The organism is Planococcus dechangensis (assembly GCF_042654465.1).
Lineage (GTDB): Bacteria > Bacillota > Bacilli > Bacillales_A > Planococcaceae > Planococcus > Planococcus dechangensis.
Genome location: NZ_JBHSGL010000005.1, coordinates 731,239 through 749,734 on the forward strand (window position 1 = coordinate 731,239; position 18,496 = coordinate 749,734).

Consider the following 18,496-nt stretch of genomic DNA (forward strand, 5'->3'; position numbering starts at 1 on the left):
CCACTCCTTTTTTTTGTTCTCTTGTTTCCTATTCGCTACGGGCTGCGAAATTCCTTTTACACACCGCCTCACCTGCTCTGCCATGAGAAAAATACTGGCGCCCCATAACTATATGTATAGTAACAACATCGTTCACATGCTATAATTTCTCTTGTTTTCATTTTAATAAAGTGAGGTGCACGTCCCATTGTCCCAACTCGAAACTCCGCTTTTTGATGCATTATTGAAGCATCGAAATCGGCATCCTATACAATTTCACATTCCAGGCCATAAAAAAGGCCAAGGCGTCGACCCCGCATTCCGGGAGTTTGTCGGCGACAATATCTTATCGATAGATCTTATCAACATCGCTCCACTTGATGATTTGCATTCCCCAAAAGGCGCCATCAAACAAGCGCAGGAACTCGCCGCTCAAGCATTCGGTGCAGATTATACGTTCTTTTCTGTACAAGGAACAAGCGGCGCCATTATGACGATGATTTTAAGTGTCGTCGGTCCGAACGATAAAATTCTAGTGCCGCGCAATGTCCATAAATCGATCATGTCGGCGATTGTGTTTGCAGGAGCTATTCCGGTATTTATCCACCCTGAAGTTGATCCTGAACTCGGGATTTCACACGGCATTTCACCGGAATCCGTAGAAAAAGCACTGGACGAATACCCGGATGCCAAAGCGGTTCTTGTCATCAACCCTACGTATTTTGGTGTTGCAGCGGATTTGACGCGAATTGTCGATATCGCACATGCCAAAGATATCCCGGTATTGGTCGACGAAGCTCATGGCGTCCACATTCATTTTCACAAGTCACTGCCGGTCTCAGCTATGTCGGCCGGAGCGGATATGGCCGCAACCTCCGTCCACAAACTGGGCGGCTCGATGACACAAAGCTCTGTCCTGAATGTCCGGGAAGGCTTAGTGTCACCAAAGCGGGTCCAAGCGACTTTGTCTATGCTGACGACCACTTCCACATCCTATCCAATTTTGGCATCACTCGATACAGCGCGCAGACAATTGGCGATCCACGGATTTGATTTGATCGATCAAACCATCCGTTTGGCGCAAGACGCCCGAAAACGCATCAATAAAATCCAGCATCTGCACTGCGTCGGAAAAGAATTGCTGAATTCTTCTGCGACCTATGACATGGACCCGACTAAGCTTTTGATCAGCGTCAAAAATTTGGGCATCACTGGACACCAAGCAGAAGAATGGCTGCGGGAAAACGCCAATATCGAAATTGAACTATCCGACTTATACAATATTCTCTGCCTCGTCACGCTCGGGGACAGCCGCAAGGAAATCAATTTGCTGGTCAATGCCTTGCAACGGATGAGCGATGCGCTAGAGTCAGAAAATACCGTAGTGGAACCTATCGTCTTGTTGCCGGATATTCCGCGCCTTGCGATGACTCCTCGTGATGCATTTTATGCCGATACGGAAATTGTTCCAATAAATCAAGCTGTCGGCAGGATTTCCGCTGAATTCATCATGATTTATCCGCCCGGCATCCCGATTTTCATTCCAGGGGAAATTATTACAGAGGAAAACATCTCCTATATCCATACCAATATTGCTGCCGGTTTGCCGGTGCAAGGTCCGGAAGATGATTCTCTGCAAACTTTGCATGTCATTAAAGAACATCACGCATTCCGTTAAAGTGAATGAGCTCTCACAAAATACTAATATTGAAAAAGTCTATGATCCACTAAAAATCAAAAGAAATGATGATTTTTCAACACTCAACTCTGAATGACCTGTCTTAGTATTTGGAGAAGCTTTTGCTCGACTCCTGCGGGAATAGCGGGTTTGAGAGACCCCGCAGGCAATGAATGAGCGAAGCAGTGCTGAGCACATTCATTTGCGACGCATCTGCTTCGCAGATGTGGGAGCACAAGGGTTTCGATAGCGGGCGAGGAGGCTCGATTCCCGCCCACGGAAACCGAGTGATAAGCTTCGGAAAATACGACTTCTTCACTTTCTCGACATCCATAAAAAAGGTTCCGGCGAATGCCGGAACCTTTTTTATGGATGGACTCCTTTGATTTCATCGGGGTCGACAAAATCAAAACCCTTATCCCTCAAGCCGTCGATGATGTCCGGCAAAGCCTCTTTCGTCCATTCCCGGTCGTGCATCAATAGATTGCCGCCATTATTAAGTTCGGGAGCATTGACCATGATATCCGCCAAAGCCTCTTTTTCCATATAGCCCTGCATGAAATCATAGCCGTAAGTCCAGTTCATGCGCACCATCCCGAGCTCTTCTACTAGCGCATTGCTGTATTCCGTATTGACGCCAAACGGTGCTCGGAAAAAGCGCGGGGCTTCGCCGATTATCGCTTCCACTGTTTCATTCAACAAGACGATTTCCTGCTCCTGGACTGCTTCTGAAGATTGCTTCAAGTTCACGTGTGTATTTGTATGGTTGCCGATGGCAAAGCCCATTTCATGAATTTCCGCCAATATTTCCTGTTCTTCTTGTGTAGAAAGGAAATGCCCATTCACAAAGAAAATAGCTGGTACATCGTATTCCTTTAAAACGTTTGCCATTTCCAGCGCACATGTACTTGGTGCATCATCGATCGTCATTAGCACCACTTGCTCGTCTGCCTCATCGATCGGTTCCAACTTGGAGTTTTGGGGATTCAAACGGTAACTCACCTCAACAGCTGCTTCTTCTTCAGCTTGGTCAATTACTTCCTCGTCTTCTACCGCTTCTTCTGCAGTTTCGCTTTCGCTCGCTTCAGCCGCCGGCGACTCTTCTGATGTAGGCTGTTCTTCTGCCTGTTCATCCTCAGTACATGCGCTAAGGAAAAGAACTGCACACGCTGGCATCAGCCAATTTCGCTTTTTCATACTTCTCCCCCTTTTTGGTAAATTTTATCATAGATAAACAACTAATAGCATAAAAAAAAGGACCGCATTTTCTGCGGCCCTTTATAGATACTATTATTTAATGATGTGAATCGGTGTGCCAAGAGCTACTTCCGCAGCTTCCATTGTAATTTCAGCCAACGTCGGGTGAGCGTGAATCGTCATTGCGATGTCTTCTACCGTCATGCCCGCTTCAATCGCTAAACCGATTTCTGCCACCATATCAGAAGCACCTGCTCCGACGATTTGTCCGCCAAGCAACAAGCCATCTTCTTTACGAGAAACAAGTTTCACGAAGCCATCTGCAGCGTTCAGTGACAAAGCACGGCCGTTTGCGCCGAATGGGAATTTCGCCGCTGTCACTTCAAAACCTTCTTCTTTAGCTTGCTCTTCAGTCAACCCGACGCTTGCAAGTTCAGGATCTGTAAAGCAAACCGCTGGGATCGCCAAATAATCGACTTCTGATTTCTCGCCGGCAATCGCTTCTGCAGCGATTTTACCTTCATATGATGCTTTATGTGCCAATTGAAGTCCAGCAACAACATCACCGATTGCATAAATACTTGGGATGCTTGTACGGCATTGCTTGTCGACTTCAATAAGCCCGCGCTCGCCCATTTTGATGTTGAGCTCTTCAAGGCCCATTTCATCCGTGTTCGGACGGCGGCCGACAGTTACCAATACATAATCAGCGTCGATTGTTTTCTCTTCGCCGCCTGCTTCGTAGGAAACGGATACACCGGCATCTGTTTCTTCTACGCCTTTAGCAGACGCTTTAGTGATGACTTCAACGCCTTTTTTCTTCAAGCCTTTTTTGACGATTGCCGTCATTTGCTTTTCGAAGCCAGCAAGGATATCTGGAGCTCCTTCAAGAATCGTCACTTCAGCACCCATGTTAGCATAAGCAGTTCCAAGCTCAGTTCCGATATAACCGCCGCCGATGACGACAAGCTTTTTCGGAACTTCTTTCAAAGCAAGTGCACCTGTTGAATCGATGACGCGCTCTGAGTATTTGAATGTTGGAATTTCAACTGGGCGTGAACCCGTTGCGATAATAGCGTTTTTGAACTTATACGTTTGTGCAGAATCAGCATCCATGATGCGGACTGTGTTTTCGTCTACGAAATAAGCTTCGCCGCGGACGATTTCCACTTTATTGCCTTTAAGCAAAGATTCAACGCCGCCAGTCAATTTCTTGACGACACTATTTTTGAATGCTTGTGCTTTTTCGAAGTTCAATGAAACCTCTTTAGCAACAATACCCATATCATCTGAATGCTGTGCCTCTTCAAAACGGTGGCCAACTGAAATCATTGCTTTTGAAGGGATACAGCCGACGTTTAAGCAAACGCCGCCGATGTATTCTTTTTCAACGATGGTAACTTTCTGGCCTGTTTGTGCTGCACGGATAGCTGCGACATAGCCGCCAGGGCCTGAGCCGATGACGAGCGTGTCTGTTTCGATTGGAAAATCTCCTACTACCATAAGTTTTACGCCTCCATTAATAGTAATTCTGGTTCACTTAACAAACGCTTGATGTGATTTAATGCGTGTTGTGCGGTTGCTCCGTCGATCATGCGGTGATCGAAGCTCAAAGATAATGCTAACACAGGAGCCGCTACAATTTCACCATTTTTCACTACTGGTTTTTCAGCAATGCGCCCGATGCCCAAAATCGCGACTTCCGGATGGTTGATGACTGGCGTGAACCACTGGCCGCCTGCAGAACCGATATTCGTGATCGAACATGACGCGCCTTTCATTTCAGCAGCTGACAGTTTTCCATCACGAGCTTTGGTTGCAAGCTGGTTGATTTCATCTGAAATCGCGAAGACAGACTTACGGTCAGCATTTTTAATAACTGGAACCATTAAACCTTTTTCGGTATCTGCAGCGATGCCGATGTTGTAATAATGCTTCTGGATGACTTCACTTGTTTCGTCATCGAAAGAAGTATTAAGTGCCGGGAATTCACGCAATGTGCTGACCAAAGCTTTGACCACGTATGGCAAATACGTCAACTTGATTTCTTTTTCCGCTGCGATGTCTTTGAACTTTTTGCGGTGCGCAACAAGTTCTGTCACATCGACTTCGTCCATTAGCGCAACGTGTGGAGCGGTATGTTTCGAATGGACCATCGCCTTGGCAATCGCTTTGCGTATGCCAGACATTTTTTCACGCGTTTCCGGGAACTCGCCTTCTAGAGACGGTTTTGATGGCGCTTGTTGAGTTTCTTCTTGCGCTGCTTCCTCTTTCTGAGCTGCTTCTTGTGCTGCAGCTGGCTCTTCTTGCTGTTGCCCGCCGTCTAAGAACGCTTCGATATCTTGTTTCATGATACGCCCGTTGTCACCGGACCCTTTGACTTTTTTAATATCGACGTCTTTTTCACGTGCAAATTTGCGCACAGACGGCATCGCGATCACGCGTTTGTTCGGGTCGCTGTCTGCTTCATCTACTTGCGGCTGCGCTCCTGCTCCGGTATCGCCTTGCGGCTTGCTATCCGGTGCCGGTTCTTTATCTACATCCTGGCCAGCTTCTCCTGTACCTGATTGAACTAGCTCTTCTGTCGTTTCTTCTTGCTTGTCTTCTGTTGCATCAGGGGCAGGCTTCTCTTCCTCATCCTTGCCGCCTTTAAAGTGGACATCATCTGCATCCGGCGCATCGATTTTCACCAATACATCGCCGACGATTGCGACAGTGCCTTCTTCTACAAGCACTTCTTCAACTGTTCCTGATACAGGGGACGGAATTTCTACGACCGCTTTGTCGTTCTGCACTTCGCACAGAATGTCGTCTTCTTCGATCGTATCTCCGGCCTTGACGAACCATTTTACTATTTCACCTTCGTGGATACCTTCACCGATATCCGGCAAACGAAATTCAAAAGCCATGCTAGTCACCCTTTCTAATGTACATTCGATACGGCGCACCATATGAAATGTTGCTGTAGATCTATTCATCGACTGGCCGTAAAGCCGAGGCTGCTCCAGATTTATAGACTGAAGCGGCCTTGCCTTGCGGTTCGATCGATTGGATTCATTGCGTTTAAAACTTTAGTACTCAAAGTAAAGAACATTTCTGCTCTTAATTGTTAATTAGAAGTTCAGCACTTTGTTCGCTGTTTCTACTATATCCTTTGCATTCGGAAGCCAAACTTGCTCAGCTTGGGAGAATGGGAAGACAGAGTCCGGCGCTGTTACACGGAGTACAGGCGCTTCTAAGCTCAGAATCGCGCGGTCATTGATTTCAGCTACGACGTTCGCTGCAATGCCTGCTTGTTTTTGTGCTTCCTGCACAACGATTGCGCGGTTTGTTTTTTCAACAGAAGCAATGATCGCTTCAATATCAAGTGGTTGAACCGTACGCAAATCGATGACTTCAACGGAATGGCCGTCTTTTTCCAACTCTTCTGCCGCCTTGATGCTTTCTTGCACCATCGCGCCGTAAGTAATGATGGAAAGATCCGTTCCTTCGCGCTTCACATCAGCTTTGCCGAGTGGAATTGTATATTCTTCTTCCGGCACCTCTTGGCGGAATGAACGATATAGTTTCATATGCTCCAAGAAGATGACAGGGTCGTTGTCGCGGATTGCAGAAATCAACAATCCTTTCGCATCATATGGTGTTGACGGAATAACTACTTTCAAGCCGGGCTGTGAAGTCATGAGCCCTTCAAGGGAATCAGCATGCATTTCCGGCGTGTGGACGCCGCCGCCGAATGGAGAACGGATTGTCACCGGAGAAGTCAAAGTCCCGCCGCTGCGGTAACGCATGCGTGCCATTTGTCCGCTGATAGAGTCCATCACTTCGAAAACAAAGCCGAAAAACTGGATTTCTGGAACTGGGCGATAGCCTTGCAATGCAAGCCCGATCGCCAAACCGCCGATTCCTGATTCAGCAAGTGGCGTATCGAATACGCGGTCTTCACCGAATTCTTTCTGCAAACCTTCAGTTGCGCGGAATACTCCGCCATTATTTCCTACGTCTTCACCGAAAACAAGAACATTTTCATCGTTTTGCATTTCTGTTTTCAGAGCGTCCGTAATCGCTTGGATCATCGTCATTTGTGCCATGGCTTACTTCGACTCCTTTGCTTTATAGATATCGAGCTGTTCCTGAACATTGAATGGAACTTCCTCGTACATAATTCCGAGAAGGTCGGATACTTTTTGCTTCGGCGTGCCGTCTGCTTCTTTGATGGCCGCTTTGATTTCTTCTTTTGCTTTTTCGATCACTTCGTTCTCTTTTTCTTCATTCCACAAGCCTTTTGCTTCAAGGTATTTGCGGAACCGCACGATCGGGTCTTTTTTCTCCCATTCGCTGTCGATGTCGGAAGTACGGTAGCGTGTTGGATCATCCCCTGCCATCGTATGCGGTCCGTAGCGGTAGCACATCGTTTCGATCAATGTCGGGCCTTCGCCTTTTACGGCACGCTCGCGTGCATCACGTGTAACTGCGAATACGGCCAACGGGTCCATGCCGTCAACGAGAACGCCCGGAATCCCTGCAGAAACTGCTTTTTGTGCAATCGTTTTTGCTGAAGTCTGCAATTCACGCGGTGTTGAAATAGCGAACTGGTTGTTCTGTACAATAAAGATCGCGGGTGCACGGAATGCTCCAGCAAAGTTAATGCCTTCGTAGAAATCACCTTGTGAAGATCCGCCGTCGCCTGTATACGTAACTGCAACTGCTTCTTTTTTGCGTTTTTGCATACCGAGCGCAACACCGGCTGCTTGAATAAACTGTGCGCCGATGATGATTTGTGGTGGCAAGATGTTCAAACCTTCAGCCATTTGGTTCCCTTTGAAATGCCCACGGGAGAACAAGAACGCTTGATGCAATGGCCATCCGTGCCAGATCAATTGTGGAACGTCACGGTAACCAGGCAAGATGAAGTCTTCTTTTTCCAATGCAAAATGCGAAGCTAATTGAGAAGCTTCCTGTCCGGCAGTCGGGGCGTAAAAACCAAGACGCCCTTGGCGGTTTAATGAAATCGATCGCTGATCCAAAATACGTGTGTAAACCATGCGTCTCATCAATTCTTCCAATTGCTCATCGGATAGGTTCGGATCGTAATCCTTGTTTACTATCTCGCCTTCTTCGTTCAATACTTGAACCATTTCAAACTTTTCTTCGATCGCATGCAAAGTTTCTACTGGATCGAATTGCTGATTCTTTTTCGCAGCCATAAAAGCAACTCTCCTTTATCTGTATTAAAATTTTTATACTAGCTCATTGATACAATCAAGACATTCCTACTCAGTATACGCCACCACATTTACATGGTCAATCATAGAAGAACTATACATTATACGTATATACCCGTTTTCCGGATTCTTAAAAATGATTCAAACTGTACTATAAAAATTTTCGAACTGTATTATAATACATTGAATTCAGACTATTCTTTTATAGCACAGAAAAAAGCAACCGAATGGGCTGCTCAGTTATTTTCCTCTTCGATTTTTCGGGCTGTGTCATTTTTCAGTTCATTGAACTGCTCGGTCTGTTCATTGAACGCGGTCACCGCTTCTTGAACAAGGTCATTTTGCTCGTTCACTTCGTCGGTTTTGCTTTGAAGCCTTTCGAGGTCCATGTCTTCTTCGGCTATCATTGCATAGAGTTCACGCTGATGCTCTATAAGCGATTGATAAGCATCTGTGAAGTCGCTATGTTTGTCAAAGCGCGCTTCCATCTGTTCTTTCAATGCCACAAGATCCGCCTTCAAGCTTTCTTCGTCCGCTTCTTCAATCAACTGATCCATGCTTTGGAATTCTTCCGCAGCGTTTTGCATCGATTCGCGCTCAGTTTCGAGTAACTCCAACCGTTCATCCGCGGATACTATCGCTTCTTGCGAAAGCTCCTCGACTTCCGCCTGTTGCTCTTTTGTCAAAGCCATCATCGACTCGAACAATTGCTGTTCATTTTGTTCCCGCTTTTGCAACTCGCTTTGAACATCCCGGTACCCTGCCTCTTCATCAAACGTCGACTCCAGAATTTCATTCAATTGCTCTTCTGTTGAGGTTCCCGAACACGCAGACAGTAAAAGAATCCCAGTGAAAGCAGTGGCTATAACTATTTTCTTCACAATAAAGTCCCCCTTGATTTCCATGTTTTAACTATAGAATGAATATCTTCAAAATACAATAAAAGCTAAGGCATTTTCTTTTTTCAAATTTACTTTCATACGTTACAATAAAACTACAAGAGGGCATCATGAAAGGATGAACATAAGTGATTTTAATGAAAGATATCATACGTGAAGGGCATCCCACCCTCAGACAAAAAGCACAGGAGCTTCAGATTCCGCTTTCCGCAGATGACCGCAAGCTCGGTGAGGAACTTTTGCAATACGTCAAGAACAGTCAAGACGATGAACTGATGGAAAAGTACGACTTGCGCCCAGGCGTCGGCATCGCTGCTCCTCAAATTAATGTGTCGAAACGCATATTCGCTCTTCATTTCGACGAACAGTCCGGTGAAAACTTGAGCTTGGTGGCGGTCAATCCGAAAATCGTCAGCCATTCGGTCGAAAAAGCTTATTTATCGAGCGGCGAGGGTTGCCTATCCGTTGATCGTTCCGTCCCTGGTTATGTTCCGCGCTATGCCCGCATCACCGTCAAAGGCTTTGACCTGGACGGCAAGGAATTCAAGATGCGCTTAAAAGGCCTACCAGCTATCGCCTTTCAGCATGAACTGGATCATTTGAATGGCATTATGTTCTACGATCATATCAATCCAAAAGATCCGTTCCACGAAGTGGAAAACGCCGTCGCCATCGACCGCGTGACCGTCGAATAACAAAACCTCGTTCAGCAAATGCTGAACGAGGTTTTTTAGTGCATTCCGAATTGAATATGGATAGTCTCCTGTTGCTCTTAGCGGCTCAGTCCGAGAAAATCGAAAGCTTTCGCCAGCCCGCCGTCATCTACATGGCTAGTGATATGGTCTGCGCGCTTTTTCGTTTCTTCGTGGCCATTTGCCATGGCCACGCTATAGCCGGCTACTTCCATCATTTGCAAATCATTCAAGCCATCACCGAACGCGATGGTATCTTCTAAACGATGTCCTGTAGATTTTATGAGGTGTTTGATTCCTAGTGCTTTGCTGCCGCCTTTTGGCAGGATGTCGCATGATACGCGGTGCCAGCGGACGAAGTCGACATTTTGGAACGCTTGGTGGTATTGCCGTTCTTCGTGCTCTTCGCAAAATACCAGCGCCTGGTAAACATCATTGCTCCGGTGAAACTCTTTATCCATTTCAGGATGTGGGAATTTCAAACTTTTGATGCTTTCATCAATATCCGGATGAAAGTCAATAGAAGATACCATTTTGTGTTCATTCAAGAACACGAGCGGATGGTCGCGCTGATCGGCAAAATCCATCACACGCTCCAATATGTCCGGTTCAATTGCTTGTTTGTGTATCGCTTTGTTTTCATAGGCAATATATTGTCCATTAAACGTGATATACGTATCGATCGCCAATTCCTCCAATAGCGAGCCGATCATGAAAGGCGCACGGCCTGTCGCGATCGCCAGCTGATGGCCATTGGCTCGTGCACGGATCAACGCTTGTTTGGTCGCTCCCGGCAATTGCTTGTTCGTATCGAGCAAAGTGCCATCGATATCCAATAATAATAATTTCGACATACTTCAATCTCCAATCTTTTGGGGTGGATTTTCCAAACACCCTCTTTGCATTTGTCAGAAAAAACAGTATACTATACATAAGGAGTGGTGGGCCATGCTGAAACGGTTGAAACGCAGACTACTCAGACAGCTCAACGGCATTATGAACAAAAAGAAGATAGCATAAAGTTTTGGCCCTTCTTATATAAATAGGAGGGCTATTCTTTATTTTAAAACAATGACATGATAATATAAAGAAAGTGCATTTATATTGAGCGTGTAAAAGGAGAGCAAACTATGATTTTTAAAGTTTATTACCAGGAAAACCGTTTTGAAGTACCAGTAAGAGAAAACACGAAAAGCTTGTACGTAGAAGCTTCCACCGAGCGGGAAGTCCGTCACCACCTGAAGGATCGCAATTACAACGTCGAGCTGGTCCAACTTTTAGAAGGCCAGCACCTCGAATATGAGCAAGCTTCCCAAGACTATCATGTGGAGACGCTTGACGCCCAATGAAATTCGTAAAAAATGATCAGACTGCTGTTTTCGCGCTCGGCGGACTTGGCGAAATCGGCAAAAATACTTATGGTGTCCAGTTCCAGGATGAAATCATCCTGATTGATGCCGGCATCAAATTTCCGGAAGACGATTTGCTCGGAATCGACTATGTCATCCCGGACTACACTTATTTAGTCAAAAACGCCGATAAAATCAAAGGCCTATTCATCACGCACGGCCATGAAGACCATATCGGCGGCATCCCTTATCTACTTAAACAAGTGAATATGCCTGTTTATGGCGGCAAGTTGGCACTTGGCTTATTGCGCAAAAAACTTGAAGAGCACGGTTTGCTGCGTCAAACGACAATGATCGAAATCGCTGAGGAAGACGTCATCAAATTCCGCAAGACTTCGGTAAGTTTCTTTGGCACCACACATAGCATTCCAGATTCTTTCGGAGTGGTCGTTAAAACACCACCTGGCAGCATCGTCCACACAGGGGATTTCAAATTCGACTTTACACCAGTCGGCGAGCCCGCGAATTTATTGAAAATGGCTCAAATCGGCAGCGAAGGCGTCTTATGCCTGCTTTCTGACTCGACCAACGCTGAAATTCCTAACTTTACCATGTCCGAACGCAAAGTCGGCGAAACGATCAAGGAAATCATGCGCAAAGTGGAAGGCCGCTTGATCTTTGCGACCTTCGCTTCCAACATCTATCGTCTGCAGCAAGTGACAGAAGAAGCCGTTCGACAAGGCCGGAAGATTGCAGTATTCGGCCGCAGCATGGACAATGCAATGACGATCGGCCGTGAACTCGGCTATATTACCGTTCCGGAAGATGCATTCATCGATACACAAACTTTGAACCGCATGCCGGCAGACAAAGTGGTCATTCTTTGTACTGGCTCACAAGGCGAACCGATGGCCGCACTGTCTCGGATCGCTAACGGTACCCACCGACAAATCCAGATTCAGCCGAACGATACGGTCGTCTTCTCGTCTTCCCCGATTCCGGGCAATACGAGCAGCGTCAACCGGACGATTAACTTATTGTTCCGTGCAGGAGCTGACGTTATCCACGGGGCTATGAATGATATCCATACCTCTGGACATGGTTCCCAAGAAGAAAATAAACTGATGCTACGCTTGATCAAACCAAAATTCTTCATGCCGATCCACGGTGAATATCGGATGCAGGCTCAACACGCTGAACTTGCAGTCGATTGCGACGTTCCGCGTGAGAATACCTTCATCATGGAAAATGGCGATGTCTTGGCGCTTGGAGAAAACGAAGCCTCTGTTGCTGGCCGTATCCCTTCGGGTGATGTCTATATCGACGGAAGCGGTATCGGCGACATCGGCAATATCGTCTTGCGTGATCGCCGTGTCTTGTCTGAAGAAGGACTGGTCATTGTCGTCGTCAGCATCGATAAAAAGAAAAGCCGCATGGTTTCAGGTCCTGACCTCATTTCACGCGGATTTGTCTATATGCGAGAATCCGGCACGATGATCTATGAGGCACAGCAAATGCTGAACCGTCACTTGAACAAAAAGATCCACAGTAAAAATACTGACTGGGCAGAACTGAAAACCGATATTTCGGATGTTCTCGGGCCATATTTGTACGAAAAAACAAAACGCCGCCCAATGATTTTGCCTGTTATCATGGAAGTATAAAAAAGAAGCCCATTGCGGCTTCTTTTTTTTATCCATAGAAAAAAGCTGCCGGCAAACCGGCAGCTCTTGTTAATTCATCACTTTCTTCTCAAAACGATTGATATCCGCATCGGAACCAATAATAATCAAAATATCTTCCCGTTCGATATCCATATCGGCCTGCGGCGAAACGATGATGTCATCCCCTCTTTTGATGGCGACGATATTGATGCCATATTTGGCCCGTATGTCCAATTCAATCAATGTATAACCGGCCAGCTTTTCATTCGCTTTGATTTCCATGATTGAATGCTCATCCGATAATTCGAGATAGTCCAATACGTTATTCGACAAAATGTTGTGTGCAATGCGGATGCCCATATCACGCTCCGGGTGCACCACTTTGTCAGCTCCGATTTTGTTCAGCACTTTGGCATGGTAATCATTTTGGGCTTTGACTGTAATCTTCTTCACTCCGATTTCCTTAAGCATCAATGTCGTCAAAATGCTCGCTTGGATGTTTTCACCTATCGCTACAATCACATGCTCAAAATTCCGCACCCCGAGGGATTTCAGCACCGATTCGTCTGTTGTATCGGCAACCACAGCTTGTGTGGCGATCGATGCAAATTCATCCACGCGCTCATGGTCTTTATCAATCGCCATGACATCAGCACCTTGTTCGATCAATTCCCGCACGATGCTTCCGCCAAAACGCCCAAGGCCAATAACTACAAACTCTTTCTTCATTGTGATCCCCCATCCTGTTTGTTCTCTCTTTTATCATATCCTTCTTTCGCCCATAAAAAAAGCCCCGCTTATTTGCGGGGGTCGAGCGGCCGCTTAGGGCGATTTTCACAATATTCACAACTGATATCGCTGCAGCGTTCTTCACGCCACTCATTACAGCTTGCACAATAGCTCGCATCGAATTCATTGTCGAAAGTCAGCGGGTCCATGCACGAATGGCAAAAAGTGTGGACATCCATCCAATTGATAAACTTCTTATTCGCTACTAAATAAAGCCCTTTTTCATCTTGTTTATAATTCATGATTGATGGTTTTTGGGCCACTCGATTTTTTGGGTCAAGGAAAAAATTCATCTTTTCGTTCATGTTGATCACTCCCGTTGGTGGTTGGGCTATTGCATACCCTGCATTGCTGAAACTGCACAACCGAAACTTCTATGTCAGTCTTTAGAGACTTAATGACTTACGCACTTTCTCTATAATAGTTATAGCTATAGCCGATTGCAATAGATTCGGATTATTTTTCACAAATTTTTTTCACTTGAATTCTATTCCATGTTTTGTATAATGAATAAATACTTTAACTAAACTTTAAGTGTATTTTTACTAAACACTAGTGGACTCAATGGATGATAAACTAACCTTTTATCGCTTTAGCTTATTCTACGAGAATCGAGGAGACTGCATGAAAATCGGCAAGAAAATCAAAACGCTGCGCTTGAAAAATGAATTGACCCAGGAAGAACTCGGATCTCGTACTGATTTGAGCAAAGGGTTTATTTCACAATTGGAAAGAGATATGAATTCCCCTTCCATTGAAACACTGTTCTCTCTTCTAGAAGTGCTCGGCACCACACCGAAGGAATTTTTTACAGATACAGAAGAAGCTAAACTTGTTTTCAAAGAAGAAGACCATACGGTGCATATTGACAGGGAAGCTGGCTACGAAATCGATTGGCTCGTCCCCACATCGAATAAAAAAGAAATGGAGCCGGTTTATTTGACACTTAGCGAAACCGGAACATTTAAAACCTTCGAACCGTCGACCAGCGAAACTTTTGTGTATGTGCTAAAAGGCCGGGTTCAGCTTGATATCGGCAGCCGCTCTTATATTGCTGATGCCGGCGATTCCATCTATTATAGTGCCGATCATGAACATACCTTATTGAATCCTTCTGCCGAACGGGCGGAAATGATTATCGTAGCGACAAAATCTTATTTATAATCCAGGAGGAATAATATGACTGATCAAACGATCATCCGCTTTGAAAACGTAGTCCAGACTTTTGAAGGCGTGGGCAATGTATTGAACAATATTAGCTTTGAAATGGAAAAGGGCAAATTCTATACGTTGCTCGGCCCTTCCGGCTGCGGCAAAACAACGATTTTACGCTTGATTGCCGGCTTTAACCAGCCGACGAGCGGCGATATTTACATTAAAGGAAAAAAAGTGAACAGCTTGCCGGCGAACGAACGTCAAGTGAATACGGTGTTTCAAGATTATGCATTGTTCCCTCATTTGAATGTTTTCGAGAATGTTGCATTTGGTTTGCGCATCAAAAAAATCAAGAAGGCAGAAGTCGAACGCCGGGTCAAAGAAGCGCTGGCATTTGTCAATTTGAGTGGTTACGAAAACAGGGAGGTCCACGAAATGTCCGGCGGGCAGCGACAACGTGTAGCGATTGCTCGTGCCATCGTCAATGACCCGGAAGTGATTTTGCTGGATGAACCACTGTCGGCGCTCGATCTGAAATTGCGCACAGAAATGCAATACGAACTTCGCGAAATGCAGCAGCGCCTCGGCAAAACCTTTGTTTTTGTCACCCATGACCAGGAAGAAGCACTGGCGATGTCTGATGAGATCATGGTCATGAATGCCGGTGAAATTCAGCAAACCGGCACGCCGATGGATATTTATGATGAACCGATCAACCGTTTTGTTGCGGACTTTATCGGGGAATCCAATATTGTCGAAGGCACCATGGTGGCCGATTATCGCGTCAAGTTCGCCAATAAAGAATTTGAATGCGTCGACCAAGGCTTATCGCCTAACGAACAAGTGGAAATCGTAATCCGTCCGGAAGATCTCGAAATCACCAAACCTGAGAACGGCAAAATGGCCGTTCATGTCGATAGCCAATTGTTTCGCGGTGTACATTTTGAGATTTCCACTTACGACGAAACCGGCAACGAATGGCTCGTCCATTCAACGAAGCGCGTAGAGGTCGGCTCACAAATCGGTCTTGATTTTGACCCAGAGGCCATCCATGTCATGCGTTTGAATGAATCTGAGGAAGCATTCGATGCGCGCCTTGAATCATACGGAGCGCAGCCAAATGGCTAATAAACAACAGCGCCCCTGGTATCTGGTCCCCTATTATTTATGGATTGTGCTGTTTGTCATCGCGCCAATAGCACTTGTCGTTTATTTTTCGTTTCAGGACTTGTCCGGTAATTTCACATTGGACAATTACGCGAATTTCTTTTCGTCAACTTATTTCCGCATGACGCTTAGTTCATTTTGGTATGCGTTTCTGATTACGCTCATTACCTTGTTTATCGCCTATCCGACTGCCTATTGGCTGACGAAAACAAAGCATAAGGAATTATGGCTGCTATTGATCATCATCCCTTCTTGGATCAACTTGCTCCTAAAAGCATATGCATTCATCGGTATTTTCGGCTTGTACGGCCCGGCCAATCAATTGATCCAGTTTTTCGGTGCCAGTCCGCTGCAAATCCTCTTTACGGATTTCAGCTTTGTCTTTGTTTCGGTTTATATTTTCATTCCGTTTATGGTACTGCCAATATTCAATGCGCTCGACAAGATCAATCCAGCGTTGATCGATGCTTCCCGTGACTTAGGCGCTTCGCAGTGGACCACATTCCGCCGCGTCATTTTCCCGCTGGCGGTCAATGGGGTCAAATCCGGTGTGCAAGTCGTCTTTATTCCCGCATTGTCGCTGTTTGTCATTACCCGCCTCATAGCAGGAAACAAAGTCATCACACTCGGTACTGCCATTGAACAGCAATTTCTTGTGACCCAGAATTGGGGCATGGGATCGACCATCGCAGTCTTTTTGATCCTCTTCATGATCATCATTATGCTGCTGACTGGCCAGAAAGAGAGAGGGGGCGCATTGAATGGGAAAACTAAGTAAGCCGGCTAGAATTTATTTGGCATCCGTCTTTTTTATTCTCTATGCCCCCATCTTCTACTTGATTTTTTATTCATTCAATAGCGGCGGCACGATGTCCGGTTTTGAAGATTTCACGTTGGAGCATTATGCAGCTGTATTCAACGATAGCCGCTTGCTCATCATTGTCTTGAATACAGTCATCGTCGCCTTATTGTCGGCACTCATTTCGACCACCATCGGCGTGCTCGGGGCAATCGGTATCATATTCCTGCGTAATCGGAAAATACGCAACGCCGTTTTATCTTTGAATACGGTATTGATCGTCAGCCCTGACGTCATTATCGGTGCATCATTCTTAATTCTCTTTACGATGATCGGTGTCAAGCTTGGTTTTGCCTCTGTCCTCGTATCTCATATCGCATTCAGCATACCGATTGTCGTCATCATGGTTTTGCCGAAACTGCAGGAAATGAGCTCATCGTTGATCGATGCCGCAACCGACCTCGGTGCGTCGCAACGGGACATTTTGACACGTGTCATCATCCCTTACATCAAGCCGGGTATTTTTGCAGGGTTCTTCCTGGCGCTGACGTATTCGCTCGACGATTTTGCGGTGACGTTTTTCGTTACAGGAAATGGCTTTGCCACTTTATCCGTTGAGATCTATTCAATGGCGCGAGCAGGAATCACGCTGACGATCAACGCCCTTTCTGCATTGATTTTCCTTGTCACGCTCGGTCTGGTGCTCGGCTATTATTTCTTTAATCAACGGTCAGCGACGAATGCCGGGATAGGAGGAACGCGACCATGAAAGACATAATCAAAGCGAGTGCAGTCATTGTGGTGATTTCTGCCATCCTCTTTTATGCCGTCCATCTACTCGAATCAAGCTCCGCCACGACCGGCAGCGGGTCTATCTCCGTCTACAATTGGGGTGAATATATCGATCCGGATTTGATTGCCCAATTCGAAGAAGAAACCGGCATCCAAATCGTCTACGAAACCTTTGCTTCCAATGAAGCGATGATGACGAAGATCCAACAAGGCGGGACTTCTTATGATGTGGCGATGCCATCTGAATATGCCATCGAAAAAATGAAGGAATCGGATTTACTGGTGCCGATTGACCATAGCAAAATCCCGAATCTCGAAAACATCGATCCCTATTTTCTGGATCTGCCATTTGATGAAGGGAATGAATTTTCAATTCCCTATTTCTGGGGAACCGTCGGCATCGCTTATAACCCGACCCTTCTTGAAGGACAGACATTCGAAAGCTGGGATGATCTGTGGGATCCAACACTGAATCAGGAAGTGATTCTAGTCGATAGTGCCCGTGAAGTGATCGGTCTCGGATTGAACAGCCTTGGCTATTCGCTGAATTCCACTGACATGGCAGAGTTGCGTGAAGCGACCGATAAGTTGAAAACACTGGGCCCGAATGTCAAAGCGATCATCGGTGATGAAATCGTCGAGATGATGCGCCGCGAAGAAGCGGCTGTCGCCGTTACATGGTCCGGCCAGGCAGCAGACATGATGTGGATCAATGAAGACATTGATTACGCAGTGCCTGAGGAAGGATCCAATCTATGGTTCGATAATATGATCATCCCTTCTACTGCCGATAACGTAGACGGTGCCCATGAGTTCATCAATTTCATGCTCGATGCGGAAGTTGCTGCACAAAATGCGGATTATGTCGGCTATTCGTCCCCGAACAAAGCGGGACTTGCTCTGATGGACCCGGAAGTGACGGAAGATGAGCGTTTTTATCCAACCGAAGAAATGCGCGATCGCCTGGAAGTGTATGAAAATCTAGGGCTCGAAATGCTCGGCGTCTACAATGAGTTGTTTTTGGAATTCAAAATGGATATGGAAAAATGACAGGCAGAGCTTCTGCCTGTTTTTTTCTATTTAAATAAGGTATAGTAATTAAGTTCTTTAT

18 protein-coding genes are annotated in these 18,496 nt (G+C 46.0%); 9 read left to right on the plus strand and 9 right to left on the minus strand.

Annotated features, from left to right (window positions below):
• Positions 1 to 187 precede the first annotated feature (187 nt).
• On the plus strand, positions 188 to 1,657 hold the full coding sequence (locus tag ACFO5U_RS06910) for an aminotransferase class I/II-fold pyridoxal phosphate-dependent enzyme (protein ID WP_377277847.1): 1,470 nt from the start codon (positions 188 to 190) through the stop codon (positions 1,655 to 1,657).
• Between the two features lie 366 nt (positions 1,658 to 2,023).
• Here ACFO5U_RS06910 and ACFO5U_RS06915 read toward each other — a convergent pair whose 3' ends face one another.
• From ACFO5U_RS06915 to ACFO5U_RS06940, 6 genes are all read right to left on the minus strand, one after another.
• Complete coding sequence (locus ACFO5U_RS06915; protein ID WP_377277849.1) at positions 2,024 to 2,854, minus strand: polysaccharide deacetylase family protein; 831 nt, start codon at positions 2,852 to 2,854, stop codon at positions 2,024 to 2,026.
• Between the two features lie 93 nt (positions 2,855 to 2,947).
• A complete protein-coding gene (lpdA, locus tag ACFO5U_RS06920; RefSeq protein WP_377277851.1) occupies positions 2,948 to 4,357 on the minus strand; it encodes a dihydrolipoyl dehydrogenase in 1,410 nt (469 codons plus the stop codon).
• Positions 4,358 to 4,362: 5 nt separating this feature from the next.
• On the minus strand, positions 4,363 to 5,763 hold the full coding sequence (locus ACFO5U_RS06925) for a dihydrolipoamide acetyltransferase family protein (protein WP_377277853.1): 1,401 nt from the start codon (positions 5,761 to 5,763) through the stop codon (positions 4,363 to 4,365).
• A gap of 204 nt (positions 5,764 to 5,967) precedes the next feature.
• The gene (locus ACFO5U_RS06930) at positions 5,968 to 6,945 is read right to left on the minus strand and encodes an alpha-ketoacid dehydrogenase subunit beta (RefSeq protein WP_377277855.1); all 978 of its coding nucleotides are present in this window, start codon (positions 6,943 to 6,945) and stop codon (positions 5,968 to 5,970) included.
• Positions 6,946 to 6,948: 3 nt separating this feature from the next.
• A complete protein-coding gene (gene pdhA, locus ACFO5U_RS06935) occupies positions 6,949 to 8,061 on the minus strand; it encodes a pyruvate dehydrogenase (acetyl-transferring) E1 component subunit alpha (protein WP_377277857.1) in 1,113 nt (370 codons plus the stop codon).
• A 254-nt stretch (positions 8,062 to 8,315) separates the two neighbouring features.
• Positions 8,316 to 8,960, minus strand: coding sequence for a YkyA family protein (locus ACFO5U_RS06940; protein WP_377277858.1), 645 nt, complete (start codon positions 8,958 to 8,960; stop codon positions 8,316 to 8,318).
• Positions 8,961 to 9,106: 146 nt separating this feature from the next.
• Between ACFO5U_RS06940 and def the strand changes: the two genes are divergently transcribed.
• Positions 9,107 to 9,673 (plus strand): peptide deformylase, encoded by a 567-nt coding sequence (gene def, locus ACFO5U_RS06945; protein WP_377277860.1) that lies wholly within the window; start codon positions 9,107 to 9,109, stop codon positions 9,671 to 9,673.
• 77 nt (positions 9,674 to 9,750) lie between these two features.
• On the opposite strand, the gene ACFO5U_RS06950 is transcribed toward def, so the two are convergent.
• Positions 9,751 to 10,524 (minus strand): Cof-type HAD-IIB family hydrolase, encoded by a 774-nt coding sequence (locus tag ACFO5U_RS06950; RefSeq protein ID WP_377277862.1) that lies wholly within the window; start codon positions 10,522 to 10,524, stop codon positions 9,751 to 9,753.
• A gap of 276 nt (positions 10,525 to 10,800) precedes the next feature.
• Here ACFO5U_RS06950 and ACFO5U_RS06955 point away from each other — a divergent pair, with 276 nt between their 5' ends.
• Together ACFO5U_RS06955 and rnjA are read left to right on the plus strand one after the other, a co-directional pair.
• Positions 10,801 to 11,019, plus strand: coding sequence for a DNA-dependent RNA polymerase subunit epsilon (locus ACFO5U_RS06955; RefSeq protein ID WP_377277864.1), 219 nt, complete (start codon positions 10,801 to 10,803; stop codon positions 11,017 to 11,019).
• Positions 11,016 to 12,683: a ribonuclease J1 gene (rnjA, locus tag ACFO5U_RS06960; RefSeq protein WP_377277866.1), complete on the plus strand. Its 1,668-nt coding sequence runs from the start codon at positions 11,016 to 11,018 to the stop codon at positions 12,681 to 12,683. Before ACFO5U_RS06955 ends, rnjA begins: the two co-directional genes overlap by 4 nt.
• A gap of 69 nt (positions 12,684 to 12,752) precedes the next feature.
• Here rnjA and ACFO5U_RS06965 read toward each other — a convergent pair whose 3' ends face one another.
• Positions 12,753 to 13,412, minus strand: a complete 660-nt coding sequence (locus tag ACFO5U_RS06965) for a potassium channel family protein (RefSeq protein ID WP_377277868.1) — start codon at positions 13,410 to 13,412, stop codon at positions 12,753 to 12,755.
• 68 nt (positions 13,413 to 13,480) lie between these two features.
• Positions 13,481 to 13,777: a hypothetical protein gene (locus ACFO5U_RS06970; RefSeq protein WP_377277869.1), complete on the minus strand. Its 297-nt coding sequence runs from the start codon at positions 13,775 to 13,777 to the stop codon at positions 13,481 to 13,483.
• Positions 13,778 to 14,096: 319 nt separating this feature from the next.
• Here ACFO5U_RS06970 and ACFO5U_RS06975 point away from each other — a divergent pair, with 319 nt between their 5' ends.
• The 5 genes from ACFO5U_RS06975 to ACFO5U_RS06995 are packed head-to-tail and all read left to right on the plus strand — an operon-like array spanning position 14,097 to position 18,435.
• Positions 14,097 to 14,636, plus strand: a complete 540-nt coding sequence (locus ACFO5U_RS06975; protein WP_377277871.1) for a helix-turn-helix domain-containing protein — start codon at positions 14,097 to 14,099, stop codon at positions 14,634 to 14,636.
• A gap of 15 nt (positions 14,637 to 14,651) precedes the next feature.
• Positions 14,652 to 15,755: an ABC transporter ATP-binding protein gene (locus tag ACFO5U_RS06980; protein WP_377277873.1), complete on the plus strand. Its 1,104-nt coding sequence runs from the start codon at positions 14,652 to 14,654 to the stop codon at positions 15,753 to 15,755.
• A complete protein-coding gene (locus tag ACFO5U_RS06985) occupies positions 15,748 to 16,572 on the plus strand; it encodes an ABC transporter permease (RefSeq protein WP_377277875.1) in 825 nt (274 codons plus the stop codon). Before ACFO5U_RS06980 ends, ACFO5U_RS06985 begins: the two co-directional genes overlap by 8 nt.
• Complete coding sequence (locus ACFO5U_RS06990; protein ID WP_377277877.1) at positions 16,556 to 17,362, plus strand: ABC transporter permease; 807 nt, start codon at positions 16,556 to 16,558, stop codon at positions 17,360 to 17,362. The genes ACFO5U_RS06985 and ACFO5U_RS06990 overlap by 17 nt, the downstream gene beginning before the upstream one ends.
• Positions 17,359 to 18,435: an ABC transporter substrate-binding protein gene (locus tag ACFO5U_RS06995; protein ID WP_377277879.1), complete on the plus strand. Its 1,077-nt coding sequence runs from the start codon at positions 17,359 to 17,361 to the stop codon at positions 18,433 to 18,435. Before ACFO5U_RS06990 ends, ACFO5U_RS06995 begins: the two co-directional genes overlap by 4 nt.
• Positions 18,436 to 18,496: the final 61 nt, after the last annotated feature.